We start from the raw sequence: 17,952 nt of genomic DNA, 5'->3' as shown, positions 1-17,952 counted from the left end.
TTCCGGGGGCCGCGGCCCCCGCCGCGAAGCAGGTGACTTCGCGCTCACGCCGAGTCTTCCTTGGCGCCCGAACCGCTACGGCGGCGGCGCGAAGGACGCTGGGGCTTCGGCGGGCGTTCGTCGGCGAGGCTGAAGTCGATCTTGCGGTCGTCCATGTCGACCCGCGCCACCTGCACGGTGACGCTGTCGCCGAGCCGGTAGGTGGTGCCGGTGCGCTCGCCCTTGAGGCGGTGCTTCTCGGCTTCGTAATGATAATAGTCCGAGGGCAGCGAGCTGATATGCAAAAGGCCCTCGACAAAGAACGCGTCCAGGCGGACGAAAAGGCCGAACTGAGTCACCGCGGCCACGCTGCCGTCGAAGGTCTCGCCCAGCTTGTCGGACATGAACTCGCACTTGAGCCAGCTTTCCACGTCCCGGGTGGCGTCGTCGGCGCGGCGCTCGGTCATCGAGCAGTGCTCGCCGAATTCGAGCATCTGCTCGAAGGTGTAGGGGCACCACTGGCTCGGCGGCTCTACCGGTGCGCCCTCGGCGCGCAGCACGGTTCCGGTCTTGCGCGGCCCGCGGATGACCGAGCGGATGGCGCGGTGCACCAGCAGGTCCGGGTAGCGGCGGATTGGCGACGTAAAGTGGGCGTAGGCGTCGTAAGCCAGACCGAAGTGGCCTTCGTTCTGGGGCGAGTAGACGGCCTGGTTCATCGAGCGCAGCATCACCGTCTGGATGACGTCGGCATCGGGCCGGTCGGCGATGCTTTCCCGCAGCGCCTGAAAGTCCTGGGGCGTCGGGTCGTCGCCGTTGGGCAGGGTCAGCCCCAGCTCGTTGAGAAACAGGCGCAGCTTCTCCAGCCGCTCAGCCGAGGGCTTCTCGTGGATGCGGTAAAGCCCCGGCAGGTCGTGAATGCTGAGGAAGCGCGCGGTAGCGACGTTGGCCGCCAGCATGCACTCCTCGATCATCTTGTGGGCATCGTTGCGGCTGCGCGGCACGATCTTTTCGATCTTGCGCTCGTCGTTGAACACGATCGCGGTTTCGGTAGTATCGAACTCGATGGCGCCGCGGGCCTCCCGGGCCTGGCGCAGTGCGCGATACAGCCCGTGCAGCTGCTCCAGGGGCTTGACCAGGGCAGCGTATTCCTCGCGCAGGGCCGCGCCCTCTTCGCTGTCCTTGTCGAGGATCGCCGCTACCTTGTTGTAGGTCAGCCGGGCGTGGGAGTTCATCACCGCTTCGTAAAAGCGATAGTCCCCGACCTCCCCGGCAGCGGAGATATTCAGCTCGCAGACCAGCACCAGCCGGTCGACCTTCGGGTTCAGCGAACACAGCCCGTTGGACAAGAGCTCCGGCAGCATGGGCACTACCTGGCCGGGGAAGTACACCGAGTTGCCGCGCCGGCGGCCCTCGTCGTCCAGCGGCGTTCCCGGGCGCACGTAGTGCGAGACGTCGGCAATGGCGACCAGCAGCTTCCACTCGCCGGTATCGGTCTGCCAGGCGCAGATGGCGTCGTCGAAATCCTTGGCCGTCTCGTCGTCGATGGTGACCAGCGGCACGTCGCGCAGGTCGATGCGGTGACGCTTGTCGTCTTCTTCGACCTCGGCGGGGATCGTGGCAATCTGGTCGAGCACCTCGGGCGGAAACTCGGCGGGGATCTCGTAGCTGCGGATGGCTATGTCGATTTCCATGCCCGGGTCCATGCGCTCGCCCAGCACCTCGGCCACCTCGCCCACCGGCTGCACCCGGGTCTCGGGCTGCTGGGTGATGTTGACCGACACCACCTGACCGTCCTGAGCGCCGGCGCAGACGCTGTGCGGCACAATGACTTCCTGGGTGATGCGCGGGTTTTCCGGAATCATCACGCCGAACTCGGGGGTGTTGCGCCGATAGATGCCCACCATGGTCTGGGTATTGCGCGCCAGCACCTCGACGATGGTGGCCTCATCGCGCCCGCGACGGTCGCGGCCGCTGACCCTTACCAGCACGTAATCGCCGTGGAAAACCCGGCGCATCTGCCGGGGCTGGAGCACCAGGTCGGGCTTCTTGCCGTCGTCGCGCAGGAGAAAGCCGAAGCCTTCGCGGTGCCCGATGATCTTGCCCTTGATCAGGTCAAGCTTGTCGATCAGCGCGTAGGCGCCGCCGCGGTTGCGCAGCACCTGGCCGTCGCGCTCCATAGCCGCCAGCCGGCGGCGCACGGCCTCCTGAAGCTCCTCATCATCCAGGCCGAGCACGCGGCTCATGGTGTCGTGGGTGATGGGCTTGCCGTAGGCCTCGAGGGCGGCCAGCAGGTATTCGCGGCTGGGCGCCGGATTGGAGTACTTGTGCGCTTCACGCTTGGCGTGCGCGTCATCGCTTAACGTCCATTCTTTCATGCGGTAAGCATCCTTGAGGGCGTGCATGGAAGGCAGTGAAGCCTGGCAGGCGCAGAGCGCGGCGTGCAACGATAGTCAGCGCCCGGGGCGCTGGCGAAAGAAAGCGTTCTTTCGGATATTTTTATGGACCGTGTTCTTTTCATCATGCGGGCAGTATAGCGCTGCCCGCGCTATCACCCAACCGCCAAATGCTCTCGCTTTTCCACCGACGCCTGGCTGACTGCCTTGCCGGCGCCCCGAAGGGGCAGAGCGGCAGGCCACTCCGCCCCCGATGATCTGTTCCCCGATGAAAAAAGCTTGCGTTTTGTTATTACGGCGGTATCATACGCGCCACTTGCCCGGGTGGCGGAATTGGTAGACGCGCTAGCTTCAGGTGCTAGTGTCCGTATGGACGTGGAGGTTCAAGTCCTCTCCCGGGCACCAATTCATCGACGGACAGCATGATTTACGCTGCCGATCATGCATTGGTGCACAAGGTTGTATTCGCCCAGGTGGCGGAATGGGTAGACGCGCCAGCTTCAGGTGCTGGTATCCTCGCGGATGTGGAGGTTCAAGTCCTCTCCTGGGCACCACGCGAATACGACCCCAAAAGCAAGTACTTCAAGGCAACGATGCGCCCGGGTGGCGGAATGGGTAGACGCGCCAGCTTCAGGTGCTGGTATCCTCACGGATGTGGAGGTTCAAGTCCTCTCCCGGGCACCATCGCCACGATGGCTGCCCACGCATCATGCTCCTCCTGCCTTCTCTGTTATTCCCCTTTTCATATTCGCTCCCGCGAGCTTACGCTTACGCACTGGCCGCCCCGGGCGACTTATGCCTGCCTGCAATGCTGCCGTTTTTTGCTGCCTTACTGATTTTGCTGCCCTACTGATAACGTCCGGGCTTGCGTGCCACCGTGTCCAGCGCCCAGCCGTCCGTTTGTTTCTGCCCTTCCAGGCGCTTTTCCGTGGCCTGCGGCAAGTCGGGGAAAAAATCCAGCCCGGTTCTCCCTTCCACCTCGTCAATGCTGACCAGGTAATCATCCAGCGGCTCGTCGCCCCGTACGTCCTGGGGCATGATAAAGGCAAGCGCCCTGGGGTCGCCGGCGTTCGGCGCGACGATAATCTTGTAAAAAGCCGCCGGTACTTCCACCAGCCCCACGCGGTTGAGCAGGTTATCCATGAAATCGGGCGGGTAGACTGGCCCGGTCACCACCTGAAGACGCTCGAATCGCGGCGCAAAGTGATCCATGACCGCCTCTTCCAGGCGCTGCCAAAGCTGGCGGTTGAGCTTTGGCGTCTGGGGCAGCATGTTGCTCATCAGGAAGGTATTGACCTGGGCGTCGCGGCCGTGCACCGCGGCAATGGCGTAGTTGGGGGCCAAGTGGCCGCGGTCGTAGCCGCTGCCCAAATAGCTCGCCGGGGTGATCGGCCACAGCGTGCGCCAATCCGCCTGAAAATCCGGGCGCGAACCGATGCCGCTGTCGTCCACGGCCTCCACCTGGTAGCTCACCCAGAGCGCGCCGGCGCGCACGTCGGACCAGCCCACCAGATAGCCGTCGTTACGCAGCACGCGGTGGACGCTGGTTAGCGTCAGCTCGTCCCAGGTGGGCACGCCCATCCAGGTGTAGTCGTCGCGGTACTGGCGCTCCTGATACTGCCAGAGCCCGGTGATCGCCACCACGAAAAGCAGCGTAACCCCCAGGCGACGCCCGTGTCGTCGAAAGCGTAACGGCTTGGCCACATCGGGCTCCTGTCAGGGCATGTGAGCCGGCTACCAGCCCAGAGAGAACATGCTTTCCAGATCGTGGCGGGAATGCACCTGCATGGCGTTGAGCGTTTCCGTATCGCTGATGCCTTCCACGGCGTTCAGCCGCTCGGTGACCAGCTCGGCCAGGCTCTCGAAATCCCGGGTGCGGGCAATGGCGACCAGGTCGTAGCGGCCGCAGGTGGAGTACACCTCGCTGATGCCGTCCACTTCCGCCAGCCGCTCGGCGACGGGCTTGACCTGGCCTTTCTCGGTGTTGATCAGGATTACTGCGTTTTGCATAACCTCCCCTTGCGCACGCCTTCGGTGCAACGCTGTGTCGAATGGTCAATGGCGATTGCTGCGAGTATATCAGCACAGCGCCAAGCCGCGCAGCCGCTGCCGGGCGCTCGCACCTGAGGCGCGGTTCCGCTAGCATAAGAAGTCGTCATAAGTACCTATCGCGGCCGCTATCTGCCCACCGACATCGTCAAGGAGACACCATGGCCGATCAAAACCGCCGTCGTTTCATGCGCCAAAGCGCGCTGGGCCTTGCCGCCCTGCCGCTGGGCGCCGGCGTTCTGTCGCGCGCGGCGCAGGCGCAGTCCCTGCCCCGGCTGGATCCGTCCAGCAGCAACGCCCGGGCACTCAACTACGTGGAAAAGGCCAGCGACGCCAGCGACCACCCGGCCTACGAGTCGGGCGAAACCTGCGCCAACTGCATGTTTTATACCGCTGACACCCAGGGCTGCCAGCTGTTTCCCCAGCACAGCGTGGCGTCCGGCGGCTGGTGCCAGTCCTGGACCGAAGCCGGGTAGACAGCGGTGTTCGGCTTATAGCGCAGCCGCCACCCGGGTGCCCTGGTCGATGGCCCGCTTGGCGTCAAGTTCAACGGCCCGGTCGGCGCCGCCGATCACGTGGACCCGGCTGCCCCGGCGCTCGAGCGGCGCTAATAGCCCACGCACCGGCTCCTGGCCGGCGCACACCACGACGGTATCCGCGACCAGGTACTCCGCCCGGCCGTCGCGCTGCAGGTAGAGCCCGCTTTTATCCAGCCGCTGATACTCGCATCCGGCCAGCATGGTCACGCCGTGCTTTCTGAGCGACGCCCGATGCACCCAGCCGGTGGTTGCGCCAAGGTCCTTGCCCGGCTTGCTGGTTTTACGCTGCAGCATCGTTACCCGGCGCGGCACCCGCGGCGGCTCCGGCGCCTGCAGGCCGCCGGGCGCCCCAACGGTTAAGTCCACCCCCCATTCGCGGCACCAGGCGTCAACGTCCAGCGCGGTAGCCGCCTGGCTGACGAGCCGTTCGGCGACGTCAAAGCCGATGCCGCCGGCGCCGATGATCGCCACCTGCCCCCCTACCCGCTCCGGGTGCTCGATGGCTTCCGCGTAGGTCAGCACCTGGCCTCTTTCTCTACCTTCTACAATGCCCGGCAGCTCAATCTCCCGGGGGCGCACGCCGGTGGCCAGTATCACTTCGTCACATTCCGCCAGGCTCTCGGCGTCGACGGCGGCGTTCAGGCGAACGTCGACGGCGTACTTTTCCAGCATGACGCGGTAGTAGCGCAGCGTTTCGCTGAACTCTTCCTTGCCGGGAACCTGCCGCGCGTAGTTGAACTGCCCGCCAAGCGCGCCCTGCTGCTCAAACAGCACTACCCGGTGCCCGCGGCTTGCCGCCGTTACCGCGGCGGCAAGCCCGGCGGGCCCGCCACCCACCACGGCAACGGCTTTCGGCGTTTGCGCCGGCTCAATGACAAGCTCGGTTTCATGGCAGGCACGCGGGTTGACCAGGCACGACGCCAGCTTGCCGGCAAAGGCGTGATCCAGACAGGCCTGGTTGCAGGCGATGCAGGTATTGATCTCCTCGGCCTTGCCGGCTCTGGCCTTGGCGATCCACTCGGCATCTGCCAGAAACGGCCGCGCCATAGAGACCATGTCCGCATGGCACTCGGCGATGATGCGCTCGGCGACGTCGGGCATGTTAATGCGGTTGGTGGCAATCAGCGGGATGGAAAGCTCCGTCCGCATACGCCGGGTCACCCGGATAAACGCCGCCCGGGGGACGCTGGTGACAATGGTCGGCACCCGAGCCTCGTGCCAGCCGATACCGGTATTGATCGCGTCGGCGCCGGCAGCTTCGATGGCGCGCCCCAGGGCCACGGCCTCCTCCCAGGTACTGCCGTCTTCCACCAGGTCGAGCATGGACAGGCGAAAGATCAGCGCGAAGCCTTCTCCGGTGGCCTCCCGGATACGGCGCACGACCTCCACGGCAAAGCGAATGCGACGGGCGAAGCTGCCGCCCCATTCGTCGTCGCGCCGGTTGGTGCGCCGGCAGAGAAACTGGTTGATCAGATAACCTTCGGAGCCCATGACCTCGACGCCGTCGTAGCCGGCCCGCTGGGCAAGCGCGGCACAGCGCACGTAGTCGCGTATCTGCTGCTCGACCTCATCAGCCAAAAGCGCCCGGGGCGCAAAAGGGCTGATCGGCGCCTGAATGGCCGACGGCGCCACCGCCTCCGGCGAATAGGCGTAGCGCCCGGCGTGCAAAATCTGCAGGCAGATATGGCTGCCCTCGGCGTGCACCGCATCGACGACTCGACGGTGGTCAGCCAGCTGGGACTCAGCGGTCAGGGCGTGCGCGCCCTGAAACACCGCGCCTTCCGGATTCGGCGCCATGCCGCCGGTCACCATCAGCGAAACGCCGGCCCGGGCGCGCTCGGCGTAAAACGCCGCCAGGCGCGCAAAACCGTTCGGCGCTTCTTCCAGGTTGGTATGCATGGAGCCCATCAATACGCGGTTTTCAAGCTCAAGCGGGCCCAGCCGGAGCGGCTGGAAAAGCCCGGGATACGTCGTCATCGCCCTCTCCTGTGGCTATATTCACCTGCGGCTATATTCAAACAAGCGTATGACATCGACGAACGAACGTACACCTGGCCTTCAGGCTTGGCGCATAGCCGGCCGGAACGAAAGCTTTCATCCGGGGTCTCAGTAAGATACGTTGACCCTGAAGTTCGCGCTGCGTAAAGAAGCGATACCTTATTTTTTGCAACATCTATACTTGTAATATTTCTTGTATGGATTATGTTTATAGGTAGGTCAATGAAAGCCCGGCACTCACGCAGAGCCAATGTCTTAACAACCGCACGATAAGAGGTGTCTATGAAAACGTCACTCAAGTATGGTCTGAAGACAATCGCCGTTGCCAGTGCCTTTAGCCTGGCGTCCGGCATGGCGTTCGCCGCCGAGCCCGGCAACGATCCCCAAAACGCCGTGCATCCGGACCAGGCCACGGATTCCGCCAACAACCCGGATGACGTTCAGAACAGGACGCAGGATCAGGGGCAGGTGGATCCCAATGAGCCGGCTGTTAACCCGGCGGACAGCACCAACAGCGCAAGCGATCCGTCCGATACGCCGACACCCAACGGCGAACTGCCGGAAAATGACGATCTGGACGAAGACCACGGCGTGAATTCCGACAACGTGCCCATGGACGAATAGTGCCTCACTCGCACGCTTGATGCCCCCGCATCGCATGAACAAAACCCGGCTTTTGCCGGGTTTTTTGCGTCGCCTCGTAACTGCGCCGCCTGACGCGCGTGCTACTATTCAGCGTCTTTTTTATCCCCGGGGCCTTGCCATGTCGCTTGAAGATCTGCACCTGAACCTGCGCAACCTGACGCCTGCAGATTACCCGCAGCTCAAGACGCTGATGGACGCCGTGTACCACGATCTCGGCGGTGCCTGGCCCGAACGCACCATCGACACGCTGATCCACGCCTTTCCCGACGGGCAGATCGCTATTGAAAACGACGGCGTGATCGTCGGCGTGGCGCTAACCGTCCAGGTGGACTACGACGCCTTTTCCAACCCCCACCGCTACGACGACCTGATCGACCAGCGCGAGATGGTCCTCAACGACGCCGACGGCGACGCCATGTACGGGCTCGACGTGCTGATCCATCCGGACTACCGCGGCTACCGCCTGGGGCGGCGACTTTACGAAGCGCGCAAGGAGCTGTGCCGCTCGATGAACCTGCGCGCGATACTTGCCGGCGGGCGCATTCCCCGGTACCACGAGCACGCCGACGCGCTGGCCCCAAGCGAGTACATCGAAAAAGTCGCGCGCAAGGAGCTGTACGACCCGATTCTGTCCTTTCAGCTGGCCAACGACTTCCAGGTCAAGCGGCTTTTGCGCAAGTACCTACCCGAAGACGCCCAGTCCCGGGGCTACGCCACCCTGCTCGAGTGGAACAATATCCTCTTCGAGCCCGCCGAGCGCGTGCTCAACACCCGCCCCACCCAGGTGCGCGTGGGCGCGGTGCAGTGGCAGATGCGCGAATTTTCCTCGGTGGAAGCTGCGCTGCAGCAGATCGAGTACTTCGTCGATGCGCTCTCGGACTACCAGAGCGACTTTGCCGTCTTCCCGGAGCTGTTCAACGCCCCGCTGATCGGGCTTCAGGACCGCGCCGCCCAGCAGGACCCCATCGGCGCCATCCGCTTTCTCGCCGGCTTCACCGAGCCGTTCAAGGCCGAGCTTTCGCGCATGGCGGTGGCCTACAACATCAATATTATCGGCGGCTCCATGGTCGAGGTCGGCGACGACGATCGGCTCTACAACATCGCCTACCTGTTCCACCGCGACGGCAGCGTCGAGCGCCAGGCCAAGCTGCACATTACGCCCCAGGAGCGCCGGGACTGGGTGATCGAAGGCGGCGACGAGCTACGTGTATTCGACACCGACGCCGGCCGGGTGGGCATCCTGATCTGCTACGACGTGGAATTTCCCGAGCTGTCGCGCCTGCTGGCCGACCAGGACATGGATATTCTGTTCGTGCCTTTCTGGACCGACACCAAGAACGGCTATCTGCGGGTGCGTCACTGCGCCCAGGCCCGGGCCATCGAGAACGAGTGCTACGTGGTGCTGTGCGGCAGTGTGGGTAACCTGCCCTCCATCGAGAACCTGGACATCCAGTACGCCCAGTCGGCGGTGTTCTCGCCCTCGGACTTTGCCTTCCCTCACGACGCGGTGCTGGCGGAAACCACCCCCAACACCGAAATGATCTTCTTTTCCGACCTTGATCTCACCCGGCTCACCGTGGTGCGCGCCGAAGGCTCGGTCACCAACCTCAAGGACCGCCGCCAGGACCTTTTTGACCTGCGCTGGCGGGACTGGTCATGGAAGTCCGGCGCCAACCTGGAGCACGAGAGCCGGCGCGACGGCGACTAGCCGCCGCGCCCGGGAGCGGCTCAGGGCCACAGCAAATGCGCCGGGATACGACCGGCGGCATCGAAGACCACGCCTTCGGCGGTGAGCCTGTCGCGCTGGCGATCGGCGCCGCCGTGGTCGGCCAGCTTGCGGGTGGCCGCCACCACCCGGTGCCAGGGCAGCTCGCTGCCCGCAGGCAGCTTGCGCATGGCGGTGCCGACCATCCGCGCCGTCGCGCCTTCGGTCATTTTCGCCACGCGGCCGTAGGTAGTGACCCGCCCAGGCGGCACCTGCGCTACCACGGTATGGATCTGCTCCAGCAGCTCAGGGCGCGCCATGAATCCTCCCGCATCGATGAAAACGTTATTTTTTCTCGCGGCCCGCCTCGCGAGCCGGCCAGGCGTCCGAGTCTACCTTACCGGCAAGTTTGGGAAACTGCGCCGGGTCGAAGACCGGCTCTATCCCGGCCCTGAGCTGGCGCTCGTAGTCGCGAAACAGCGCGAAAGCCACCGGCGAGAGCAGCAGGATGGCAACCAGGTTGATAATGGCCATCATACCCATGGACAGATCGGCAAAGTTCCAGATCGGGCCGAGGCTCGCCACGGAGCCGACCATGACCATGGCCAGCACCGCCAGCCGGTAGACCAGCACCGCCGTCGGCGCGCGGCGGCCGGCCAGGTATTCGACGTTGACTTCGCCGTAGGAGTAGTTGGCAATCACCGAGGTGAAGGCAAACAGCAGGATCGCCACGGCGACAAACATGCCGCCCCACTGGCCCACGTGGCTGGAAAGCGCCATCTGGGTCAGCTGGATGCCGTTGGCCTCGTCGCCGGCCAGCAGCTCCGGCCCGGCCATGATGATGATCGCCGCGGTGGCGGTACAGATCACCAGCGTATCGAGAAACACCCCGAGCATCTGGATGAAGCCCTGGGCCGCAGGGTGGTCGGGCTTGGTAGTGGCCGTGGCGGCAGCGTTAGGCGCCGAGCCCATGCCCGCCTCGTTGGAAAACAGCCCGCGCTGGATGCCGTTCATGATCGCCTGGGACACGGCATAGGCCACGGCGCCGCCGGCGGCCTGCTCCAGCCCGAAGGCGCTATTGACGATGGCGGCAATGGCCCCGGGCAGCTCGGCGGCATTCATGGCGACCACCGCCAGCGCCAGGATCAGATACAGCAGCGCCATCAGCGGCACGACCAGCTCGGCCACCCGGGCAATGGACTTGAGCCCGCCGAAGATGATCGGGGTGACCACCACGACCAGCAGCACGCCGATGGCCCAGGTGGGCACCGCAAACGCCTGCTCCATGGCCTGGGCAATGGAGTTGGCCTGCACGCTGTTGAACGCCAGGCCAAAGGCAATGATCAGGCACACCGAAAACGCCGCCGCCAGCCAGCGCAGCCCCAGGCCGCGCTCGATATAGCGCGCCGGGCCGCCGCGAAAGGTGCCGTCGCCGTGATCGGTCTTGAACGCCTGGGCCAGGGTCGACTCGATAAAGCTGGTGGCCATGCCCACCATGGCCGTCATCCACATCCAGAACACCGCCCCGGGGCCGCCCAGGGAAATCGCCACGGCAACCCCGGCGAGGTTGCCGGTGCCCACTCGCGCCGCCAGACTGGTGGAAAGCGCCTGGAACGAAGAGATGCCGCCGTCAGACTCCCGGGAGTGGCGCAACAGCTTGAACATGTGGCCGAAGTAGCGCAGCTGGATGCCCCGGGTCATGATCGTGAAGTAAAGGCCCGCGCCCAGCAGCAGGTAAATCAGCACGCTGCCCCATAAAAGGCCGTTGCCGGCATCGACCAGCCCGGTGAAGGCGGCAAGAAAAGCGTTGTCCATGACGTTTGTCCGTTGCGAATGGTAGTGATATGCCTGCCCGGGATGACGCTATTCGGACAGCGATAATGGCAGTGCCGGGCAAAGGGAGCGCAGACGCAGGCATAACGCCGCGCTGGCCGTGCTTCCGCATTCGGTCTACCCTTTTTGGGCCCGGCACAAAATAGCAATAAATACGGTTTTGAGTAAAAAATTCAGCGCGATTTATCAAAAAATCGCCCAGGCTCAGGGGAACGGTGATGCTCGACCAATGGCTGGACATGACGCTGGACGGCAAGACGCCGCCGACGCGCTCCGGCGTGCTGGCCTCGGGCCGCTACCGGCTGCACGCGCCGGGCGTGCTGGAGCTAGTGCCCGACATTCAGGCGACCGGGGCCCGGGCCTGCGTGTTTTCCGCCGCCGTTCACGGTAACGAAACCGCGCCGGTGGAGCTGGTGGGCGCATTACTCGGCGCTGTTGAGGCCGGCACGCTGCGCCTGGGCGCGCCGCTGCTGGTGATTCTCGGCAATATTCCGGCCCTGCGCGCCGGCACGCGCTATATCGACACCAACCTCAATCGGCTCTTCAAGCGCGGTCTGGACACCTCAGGCGACGAGCCCGACCGCGCCCGGGAGCTTATGGCTCAGGTCGATGCGTTTTACGCTCGCCACTCGGCGCTGCCCCCGCTGCACTACGACCTGCACACCGCCATACGCGAAAGCCTGTACCCGCGCTTTGTCGCGGTGCCATTTTCTGCCACCCCCACGGCGTCGGAGCAGTGGCGCTGGCTCGCCGCCGCCGGCATTCAGGCGGTGCTCGACCAGCACTGCCACAGCTGGACTTTTTCTCACTACAGCCGCCACTACCACAGCGCGCAGGCCTTTACTCTGGAGCTTGGCCGAGTAGCGCCTTTCGGTCACAATGACCTGGCAGCGCTTGGGCCCATGCTTGACCTGCTCAAAGCGCTGGCCGGCGGTGCCGAACCCGCCCGAGCGCCCGCCGACGCCATGAGTTTTTTCCGCGTCGCTCGGGAGGTCAGGCGCGAAAGCGACAAATTTTGCCTATGCTTTGCCGACGATACGCCCAACTTCACCGCCTTTGCCCCGGGCACGCGGCTGGCCCGGGACGCCCGCGCGGGCGATACGGTGGTTGGCCATACGCCGCTGCGCGTGGTCTTCCCCAACGCCCAGGTGGAAATCGGCGCTCGGGCGGCCCTATTGGTAGAGTCTGCCGCACAGCCTAAAACCAAAGTCGAATAAATAGTCATTCAAACAAGACGCGATCGGCCGGGGCGGCCTGTTAAAATCGCCTGCTTTTTTGTGCGCCGATACGTTTTTCCCTGATCGATACGCGACGGTTGCTGCGGCAACCCCTGCTCTGGAGTCCCTTCTATGGCCGCCACTCCTCTGCCCCTTGAAGTGCGCAACATTACCAAGCGCTTTGGCGATACGGACGTTTTGAAAGGCCTTTCCCTCGAAGCCCACAAAGGCGATGTCATTACCCTGATCGGCGCCTCCGGCTCGGGCAAAAGCACTTTTCTGCGCTGCATGAATTTGCTCGAGCAGCCCGATGCCGGCGACCTGATCGTCCACGGCGAAACCGTTCGCTTCAAGACCACCGCCAGGGGCCGAGAGCCCGCCGACTGGAAGCAGGTGGTGCGCATGCGCGCCAAGCTTTCCATGGTGTTCCAGGGCTTTAACCTCTGGGCGCACATGACGGTGCTGGAGAATATCATCGAAGCGCCGATTCACGTGCTCGGCAAATCGAAAAAGGAGGCCATCGAGCACGCCGAGGCGCTGCTCGAACGCGTCGGTTTAAGCCACCGCGCCAACGCCTACCCGACGCAAATTTCCGGCGGCCAGCAGCAGCGCGGTGCCATTGCCCGGGCGCTGGCCATGGACCCGGAAGTGATGCTGTTCGACGAGCCCACTTCGGCGCTGGACCCGGAGCTTGTCGGCGATGTGCTCAAGGTCATGCACGATCTGGCCGACGAAGGCCGCACCATGGTGGTCGTCACCCACGAAATGAGCTTTGCCCGAAATGTCTCGAGTGAAGTGATGTATCTCCACGAAGGCCGAGTGGAAGAAGCCGGCAAACCCGCCGACGTGCTCGGCAACCCGCAATCGCCGCGCCTCAAACAGTTTCTGGCGCCCAAGTACTGATCGCCCAGGTGCTGATTCAGGTACTGATTTTCGAGGATTTCCGGAGGCTGGATCCATGCTGGATTTACAGGGCTACGGCCCCCGACTGCTGGAAGGCGCCGGCGTCACCGTGTCGCTTGCCGTGCTGTCGCTGGCGCTTGCCATCGCGCTGGGGCTGGTCACTGCCAGCGCCAAGATGTCGCGCAGCGTCATCGCCCACCGCGCCGCGACGCTTTACACCACGCTGATCCGCGGCGTGCCCGACCTGGTGCTGATGATGCTGCTGTTCTTCGGCGGCCAGATCGGCGTCAACGCCGCCACCGACTGGCTCTACTACACCTTTGACGTAGATATCTTCATCAACATCAACGAGTTTGTCGCCGGCGTCGTCACCATCGGGCTGATTTTCGGCGCCTACATGGGCGAAACCTTTCGCGGCGCCTTCATGGCCGTGGATCAGGGCCAGATCGAGGCCGGCAAGGCCTACGGCATGAACAATCGCCTGGTGTTCTGGCGCATTCGCTTTCCGCAGATGATGCGCCACGCCCTGCCGGGGCTTTCCAACAACTGGATGGTGCTTCTCAAGACCACCGCGCTGGTCTCGATCATCGGCCTTTCCGACATGGTGCGCATTGCCGCCGAGGCCTCCAAGGCCACCCGGGAGCCCTTTACCTTCATGATGGTGGTGGCCGTGATCTATCTGCTGATCGCAAGCGTCTCCGAGTGGATCTTTGCCCGGCTGCAAAAACGCTACAGCATCGGCTACGGGGAGGGTGACTAATGCAGGCACTTCTTGAAAGGCTCGACGCTTTGCTCGCCGACAACAGCATTTTCACGCTGCAAACCCTGTCCTACTACGGCGACGGGCTTGCCACCACCGTGCAGCTGGTGTTTCTCTCGCTGCTCATCGGCCTGGTGCTGGCGGTGCCGCTGGCCGTGGGCCGCTGCTCGCGCCACCGCTGGATCAAGCTGCCGATTTTTGCCTACACCTACGTGTTTCGCGGCACCCCCCTGCTGGTGCAGCTCTACCTGATCTACTACGGCGTGGTGTTTGTCGAAGGCGTGCAGGAATCCTGGCTGTGGCCGCTGATCAAGGATCCGTTCATGCCCGCGCTGTTGGCGTTTACCCTGAATACGGCGGCCTACACCACGGAGATATTTCGCGGCGCAATCAAGGCGACGCCCAGGGGCGAAATCGAGGCCGCCCGAGCCTACGGCATGTCGCCGGCACTGGCGCTCAAGCGCATTGTGCTGCCCAGCGCCTTCCGCCGCGCCCTGCCGGCCTACGGCAACGAAGTGATTTTCATGCTCCACGCCAGCGCTATAGCAAGCGTCGTCACGCTGATGGACCTGACCGGCGCGGCGCGCTTTGTCTACGCCCGCTTCTATGCGCCCTTTGACGCCTTCTTGTTCGTGGCGGCGATCTATCTGTGCCTGACGTTTACCATTCTTTACTTCTTCCGCTTTCTGGAAAAGCGCCTGCTGGGTCACCTGACGCCGGCGTCCTAGCCGGCCCGGGGCCCGGAAACGGAAAAAAGCCTTTGCCCCGCCGCCGCCGGCAAGGGTAAGTTGTGACGGAGGCACCGCCCGACGGTGCCTCCCTTTCGCAAGGAGATACTTATAATGAAAAAACTGCTGACGTTTTCCCTGCTGAGCCTTGCCGTGGCCGCCACCAGCGCCCAGGCGCGCAGCGACGACCAGATCCGCATTGCCGTGGACGTGCCCTACGAGCCCATGGAATACCGCACGCCCGACGGCGAGCTCACCGGCTTCGACATCGACCTGGGCAACGCCCTGTGCGCCGAGCTAAACAAGGACTGCGAGTGGATTGTGCAAGGCTGGGACGGCATTATTCCCGGCCTTATGGCGCGCAAGTACGACGCTATCATGTCGTCGATGACCATCAACGATAAACGCCGCGAAAAGGTGCTGTTCTCCGAGCCCTACTTCACGCCGCCCTCGGCCTGGTTCGCCCCGGCGGAAAGCCAGCTCGAAAGCACCACCGAGGAGACTCTCGACGGCCTGACCATCGGCGTACAGCGCGGCACCCTGCAGGACAACTACGCCACCGACATGTACGGCAGCGTCGCCGACGTCAACCGCTACTCCACCGCCGACGACATGGTGCTGGACATGGACGCCGAGCGGCTGGATATCGTCTTTCTTGACTACCCGGTAGGCCAGTCAACGCTGCTGGAAAGCGAAAGCGGCGACTACAAGGTCGTCGGCGAGATGATCACCGAGCCCAAGCAGTACTTCGGCGACGGCTTCGGTATCGCCTTCCGCCAGCGCGACAAAGACCTTGCCGAGCAGTTCAACCAGGCGCTGGAAACGCTCAAGGACAACGGCACCTACGACGAGATCAAGGCGCGCTACTTCGACGACGCTGAATAACGACGACGCCGAATAACGTCAGGAAACGAAGCTGAACGCCGGGGCCGGCGCCTCGGGTAGCAATGACGCCAGAGCGTCAAGCTGCTTCGCGAGCTCAGCGTGATTTTGGGCCACCAGGTTAACGTGGCCCAGCTTGCGCCCGGGCCGCTCGGCCTTGCCGTAGCGGTGCAGATGCACGTCAGCCTGGCGTAGCACCTCGGCGCTATCCGGCTCCCGGCCGATCACGTTGGCCATACAGGTGGGAAAACGCGCCCGGGTGTCGCCCAGGGGCAGCCCCTGCACCGCGCGCAGGTGATTTTCGAACTGGCTGGTCACCGCGCCATCCATGGTCCAGTGGCCGGAGTTGTGCACCCGGGGCGCCATCTCGTTGGCCAAAAGCCGGCCGTCCCGAGCCTGAAACAGCTCAAGCGCCAGCACGCCGACGTAGTCCAGCTCGTCGAGCAGCGCGCGAATGTAGCCGTCGGCGGTTTTCTGCACGGCGTCGTCCAGGTCCGGCAGCGGCGCTACGGAATAGCGCAGGATGCCGTCGACGTGGCGGTTTTCCGCCATGGGGTAAAAGCGCACCTCGCCGTCGCGGCCGCGCACGGCAATGATCGACACCTCGCGGACGAAATCGACAAAGGCTTCCACCACCAGCTGGGTATGGCCGATGGCCGCCCAGGCGCTCTCAGCGTCGTCGGGCGTTTTAAGCACCGCCTGACCCTTGCCGTCGTAGCCTTCCGTCGTGGACTTGGCCACTACCGGGCAGCCCAGCTCCCGGGCAGCGCTTTCCAGCGCCTCGGCGCTTTCGACCACACGATACTCGGGAGTGGGGATCGCCAGCCGGTCGAACAGCGCCTTTTCCTCCACCCGGTTCTGGCACACGGCAATGGCGCGGCTGCTCGGATACACCGGCTTATGCGCTTCTATCTCGCGGATCAGGGATACGGGAAGATGCTCGAACTCGTAGGTCACCACGTCGACCCGCTCAAGAAAGGCGTCCAGGCGGCGGTGTTCCGGGTCGCTGATGATCTCGCCGATGGCCGCGCTGTGGCCGCCGGTGGTATCGAGAAAGGTAAAGCGGTTGCCCAGCGGGTAGCCGGCAAGGGCGAGCATCTGCCCCAGCTGGCCGGCACCGAGGATGCCAATGTTCATGTTGAATCTCCTGGAGTAGCGTTGCTCGTGATGCAGCCCGATCCATTCAGGGGCGCGGGTCCGGATTATCCAGCACGGTCTGAGTCTGCTCGGCGCGAAACGCCTCGACGTTGGTGCGCACCTGGGCATTGGCAAGCCCCACCACCTGGGCGGCCAGCAGCCCCGCGTTGGTAGCCCCGGCCTTGCCGATGGCAAGGGTGCCGACGGCCACGCCGCCGGGCATCTGGGCGATGGATAGAAGCGAGTCCAGTCCCTTGAGCGCCTTTGACTCCACCGGGACGCCAAATACCGGCAGCGGCGTTTGGGATGCCACCATGCCCGGCAGGTGCGCCGCCCCGCCGGCCCCGGCGACGATCACCTGGAGGCCGCGATCGGCCGCGCCCTTGGCATAGTCAAACAGAAGATCCGGCGTGCGGTGGGCCGAGACCACCCGGGTCTCGTAGGCCACGCCCAGGCGTTCGAGCATGGCAACGGCGTGCTCCATGACCGGCCAGTCCGACTGTGACCCCATGATGACTCCGACAACAGGTGGGCTTGCTGACGCCATGGCTTTGCTCCCCGGCTGGAATTGCGCTGATAAAAGTGAAAACAGACCGCCGAATCAGCAGCCTTGGAAGAAGGCACAGAGTTTACCAGCACCGCCTTGCCTGCGAACATTGTTGCGGCGGTAAATTTTCATGCCGCGGGCATTGCAAAGCGCCCCGCTTGGCGGCATTGTTGATGCTGTCACTTCCCATTGATGGAGACTCATGAGCACGGCACGTTCGTCTGCCCACGCAGAACTGACTGACCCTCCCCGAACCGGCCCTGACGACTTTAACGTCAGGGAATTGGAAAAACGCACGCGCCTGATGCGCATCATTACCCGGCTAATGGCCATCTCAGAGCTTGGCAGCCGCGACATCGCTCGCCGCGCCGGGCTGCCCGTGCAAAAGGTAAGCGATCTGCTGGCCGGAAAACTTGAGCACCTCAATGCCGACGAGCTCAACGTCCTGCGCCGCACGCTGGAGCCGGAGGCGCCATTGCACTAATCCGGACATGGGATATCCCGCGACTCAGGCGGCCAACGCCCGGCCGCTATAACGCGCCAAGAAAACCAGCCTGCGGGCTGGTTTTTTTATGTCTGCCACTTTTCTGTCTTCCAATATTTTATCAAAACAATCAATGCCTTATGATGTCATTAA

At 63.9% G+C, this 17,952-nt stretch carries 16 protein-coding genes, 3 tRNA genes and 1 pseudogene; 12 read left to right on the top strand and 8 right to left on the bottom strand.

Annotated elements, in window-relative coordinates; genetic code table 11:
• Window positions 1-9: 9 nt before the first annotated feature.
• A pseudogene (gene rnr / locus RS027_RS05895) lies at window positions 10-2,354 on the bottom strand (ribonuclease R); the annotation flags it as partial.
• A 336-nt stretch (window positions 2,355-2,690) separates the two neighbouring features.
• On the opposite strand from rnr, the gene RS027_RS05890 reads away from it, so the two are divergent.
• The 3 genes from RS027_RS05890 (at window position 2,691) to RS027_RS05880 (ending at window position 3,056) form a co-directional block, all read left to right on the top strand.
• A tRNA-Leu gene (locus RS027_RS05890) sits at window positions 2,691-2,777 on the top strand.
• A gap of 62 nt (window positions 2,778-2,839) precedes the next feature.
• Window positions 2,840-2,926: transfer RNA gene (locus tag RS027_RS05885), tRNA-Leu, on the top strand.
• A 43-nt stretch (window positions 2,927-2,969) separates the two neighbouring features.
• Window positions 2,970-3,056 (top strand) — tRNA-Leu (locus tag RS027_RS05880).
• 162 nt (window positions 3,057-3,218) lie between these two features.
• On the opposite strand, the gene RS027_RS05875 is transcribed toward RS027_RS05880, so the two are convergent.
• Both RS027_RS05875 and RS027_RS05870 read right to left on the bottom strand, forming a co-directional pair.
• Window positions 3,219-4,076: a DNA/RNA non-specific endonuclease gene (locus RS027_RS05875; RefSeq protein WP_311954992.1), complete on the bottom strand. Its 858-nt coding sequence runs from the start codon at window positions 4,074-4,076 to the stop codon at window positions 3,219-3,221.
• Window positions 4,077-4,106: 30 nt separating this feature from the next.
• Complete coding sequence (locus RS027_RS05870; protein WP_311954991.1) at window positions 4,107-4,382, bottom strand: Lrp/AsnC family transcriptional regulator; 276 nt, start codon at window positions 4,380-4,382, stop codon at window positions 4,107-4,109.
• A 200-nt stretch (window positions 4,383-4,582) separates the two neighbouring features.
• Between RS027_RS05870 and RS027_RS05865 the strand changes: the two genes are divergently transcribed.
• Complete coding sequence (locus RS027_RS05865; RefSeq protein ID WP_311954990.1) at window positions 4,583-4,897, top strand: high-potential iron-sulfur protein; 315 nt, start codon at window positions 4,583-4,585, stop codon at window positions 4,895-4,897.
• 15 nt (window positions 4,898-4,912) lie between these two features.
• Here RS027_RS05865 and RS027_RS05860 read toward each other — a convergent pair whose 3' ends face one another.
• Window positions 4,913-6,937: an oxidoreductase gene (locus RS027_RS05860; protein WP_311954989.1), complete on the bottom strand. Its 2,025-nt coding sequence runs from the start codon at window positions 6,935-6,937 to the stop codon at window positions 4,913-4,915.
• Window positions 6,938-7,240: 303 nt separating this feature from the next.
• Between RS027_RS05860 and RS027_RS05855 the strand changes: the two genes are divergently transcribed.
• On the top strand, window positions 7,241-7,582 hold the full coding sequence (locus RS027_RS05855; protein ID WP_311954988.1) for a hypothetical protein: 342 nt from the start codon (window positions 7,241-7,243) through the stop codon (window positions 7,580-7,582).
• A 139-nt stretch (window positions 7,583-7,721) separates the two neighbouring features.
• A complete protein-coding gene (locus tag RS027_RS05850) occupies window positions 7,722-9,311 on the top strand; it encodes a GNAT family N-acetyltransferase (RefSeq protein WP_311954986.1) in 1,590 nt (529 codons plus the stop codon).
• A 20-nt stretch (window positions 9,312-9,331) separates the two neighbouring features.
• Here RS027_RS05850 and RS027_RS05845 read toward each other — a convergent pair whose 3' ends face one another.
• Window positions 9,332-9,628, bottom strand: coding sequence for an MGMT family protein (locus RS027_RS05845; protein WP_311954985.1), 297 nt, complete (start codon window positions 9,626-9,628; stop codon window positions 9,332-9,334).
• Between the two features lie 25 nt (window positions 9,629-9,653).
• A complete protein-coding gene (locus RS027_RS05840) occupies window positions 9,654-11,123 on the bottom strand; it encodes an alanine/glycine:cation symporter family protein (protein ID WP_311954984.1) in 1,470 nt (489 codons plus the stop codon).
• A gap of 236 nt (window positions 11,124-11,359) precedes the next feature.
• Between RS027_RS05840 and RS027_RS05835 the strand changes: the two genes are divergently transcribed.
• The 5 genes from RS027_RS05835 (at window position 11,360) to RS027_RS05815 (ending at window position 15,634) form a co-directional block, all read left to right on the top strand.
• The gene (locus RS027_RS05835; RefSeq protein ID WP_311954983.1) at window positions 11,360-12,358 is read left to right on the top strand and encodes a succinylglutamate desuccinylase; all 999 of its coding nucleotides are present in this window, start codon (window positions 11,360-11,362) and stop codon (window positions 12,356-12,358) included.
• Between the two features lie 132 nt (window positions 12,359-12,490).
• Window positions 12,491-13,261 (top strand): ABC transporter ATP-binding protein, encoded by a 771-nt coding sequence (locus tag RS027_RS05830; protein ID WP_311954982.1) that lies wholly within the window; start codon window positions 12,491-12,493, stop codon window positions 13,259-13,261.
• A gap of 55 nt (window positions 13,262-13,316) precedes the next feature.
• Entirely contained in the window at window positions 13,317-14,021 is a 705-nt protein-coding gene (locus tag RS027_RS05825) for an ABC transporter permease (protein WP_311954981.1), read from the top strand.
• On the top strand, window positions 14,021-14,749 hold the full coding sequence (locus RS027_RS05820) for an ABC transporter permease (RefSeq protein ID WP_311954980.1): 729 nt from the start codon (window positions 14,021-14,023) through the stop codon (window positions 14,747-14,749). The genes RS027_RS05825 and RS027_RS05820 overlap by 1 nt, the downstream gene beginning before the upstream one ends.
• A gap of 114 nt (window positions 14,750-14,863) precedes the next feature.
• Window positions 14,864-15,634, top strand: a complete 771-nt coding sequence (locus tag RS027_RS05815) for a transporter substrate-binding domain-containing protein (RefSeq protein WP_311954979.1) — start codon at window positions 14,864-14,866, stop codon at window positions 15,632-15,634.
• A gap of 18 nt (window positions 15,635-15,652) precedes the next feature.
• On the opposite strand, the gene RS027_RS05810 is transcribed toward RS027_RS05815, so the two are convergent.
• Together RS027_RS05810 and purE are read right to left on the bottom strand one after the other, a co-directional pair.
• A complete protein-coding gene (locus RS027_RS05810) occupies window positions 15,653-16,768 on the bottom strand; it encodes a 5-(carboxyamino)imidazole ribonucleotide synthase (RefSeq protein WP_311954978.1) in 1,116 nt (371 codons plus the stop codon).
• A gap of 46 nt (window positions 16,769-16,814) precedes the next feature.
• A complete protein-coding gene (purE, locus tag RS027_RS05805) occupies window positions 16,815-17,315 on the bottom strand; it encodes a 5-(carboxyamino)imidazole ribonucleotide mutase (RefSeq protein ID WP_311954977.1) in 501 nt (166 codons plus the stop codon).
• Between the two features lie 202 nt (window positions 17,316-17,517).
• Between purE and RS027_RS05800 the strand changes: the two genes are divergently transcribed.
• Entirely contained in the window at window positions 17,518-17,799 is a 282-nt protein-coding gene (locus tag RS027_RS05800) for a hypothetical protein (RefSeq protein WP_311954976.1), read from the top strand.
• The last annotated feature ends 153 nt before the right edge of the window (window positions 17,800-17,952 follow it).

The sequence above is a fragment of the Halomonas garicola genome (genome assembly GCF_031935715.1).
In the GTDB taxonomy this organism is placed as follows: Bacteria; Pseudomonadota; Gammaproteobacteria; order Pseudomonadales; family Halomonadaceae; genus Vreelandella; species Vreelandella garicola.
Note: the sequence above shows the minus strand (reverse complement) of the source record. Positions and strands in the feature narration are given on the sequence as shown.

Excerpts from the sequence above, each read along its gene's own strand:
- purE (WP_311954977.1), bottom strand. The coding sequence starts at position 17,315 with ATGGCGTCAGCAAGCCCACCTGTTGTCGGAGTCATCATGGGGTCACAG.
- RS027_RS05800 (WP_311954976.1), top strand. The coding sequence starts at position 17,518 with ATGAGCACGGCACGTTCGTCTGCCCACGCAGAACTGACTGACCCTCCC.
- RS027_RS05855 (WP_311954988.1), top strand. The coding sequence starts at position 7,241 with ATGAAAACGTCACTCAAGTATGGTCTGAAGACAATCGCCGTTGCCAGT.
- RS027_RS05865 (WP_311954990.1), top strand. The coding sequence starts at position 4,583 with ATGGCCGATCAAAACCGCCGTCGTTTCATGCGCCAAAGCGCGCTGGGC.
- RS027_RS05835 (WP_311954983.1), top strand. The coding sequence starts at position 11,360 with ATGCTCGACCAATGGCTGGACATGACGCTGGACGGCAAGACGCCGCCG.
- RS027_RS05825 (WP_311954981.1), top strand. The coding sequence starts at position 13,317 with ATGCTGGATTTACAGGGCTACGGCCCCCGACTGCTGGAAGGCGCCGGC.
- RS027_RS05850 (WP_311954986.1), top strand. The coding sequence starts at position 7,722 with ATGTCGCTTGAAGATCTGCACCTGAACCTGCGCAACCTGACGCCTGCA.
- RS027_RS05860 (WP_311954989.1), bottom strand. The coding sequence starts at position 6,937 with ATGACGACGTATCCCGGGCTTTTCCAGCCGCTCCGGCTGGGCCCGCTT.
- RS027_RS05830 (WP_311954982.1), top strand. The coding sequence starts at position 12,491 with ATGGCCGCCACTCCTCTGCCCCTTGAAGTGCGCAACATTACCAAGCGC.
- RS027_RS05815 (WP_311954979.1), top strand. The coding sequence starts at position 14,864 with ATGAAAAAACTGCTGACGTTTTCCCTGCTGAGCCTTGCCGTGGCCGCC.
- RS027_RS05845 (WP_311954985.1), bottom strand. The coding sequence starts at position 9,628 with ATGGCGCGCCCTGAGCTGCTGGAGCAGATCCATACCGTGGTAGCGCAG.
- RS027_RS05840 (WP_311954984.1), bottom strand. The coding sequence starts at position 11,123 with ATGGACAACGCTTTTCTTGCCGCCTTCACCGGGCTGGTCGATGCCGGC.
- RS027_RS05870 (WP_311954991.1), bottom strand. The coding sequence starts at position 4,382 with ATGCAAAACGCAGTAATCCTGATCAACACCGAGAAAGGCCAGGTCAAG.
- RS027_RS05810 (WP_311954978.1), bottom strand. The coding sequence starts at position 16,768 with ATGAACATTGGCATCCTCGGTGCCGGCCAGCTGGGGCAGATGCTCGCC.
- RS027_RS05820 (WP_311954980.1), top strand. The coding sequence starts at position 14,021 with ATGCAGGCACTTCTTGAAAGGCTCGACGCTTTGCTCGCCGACAACAGC.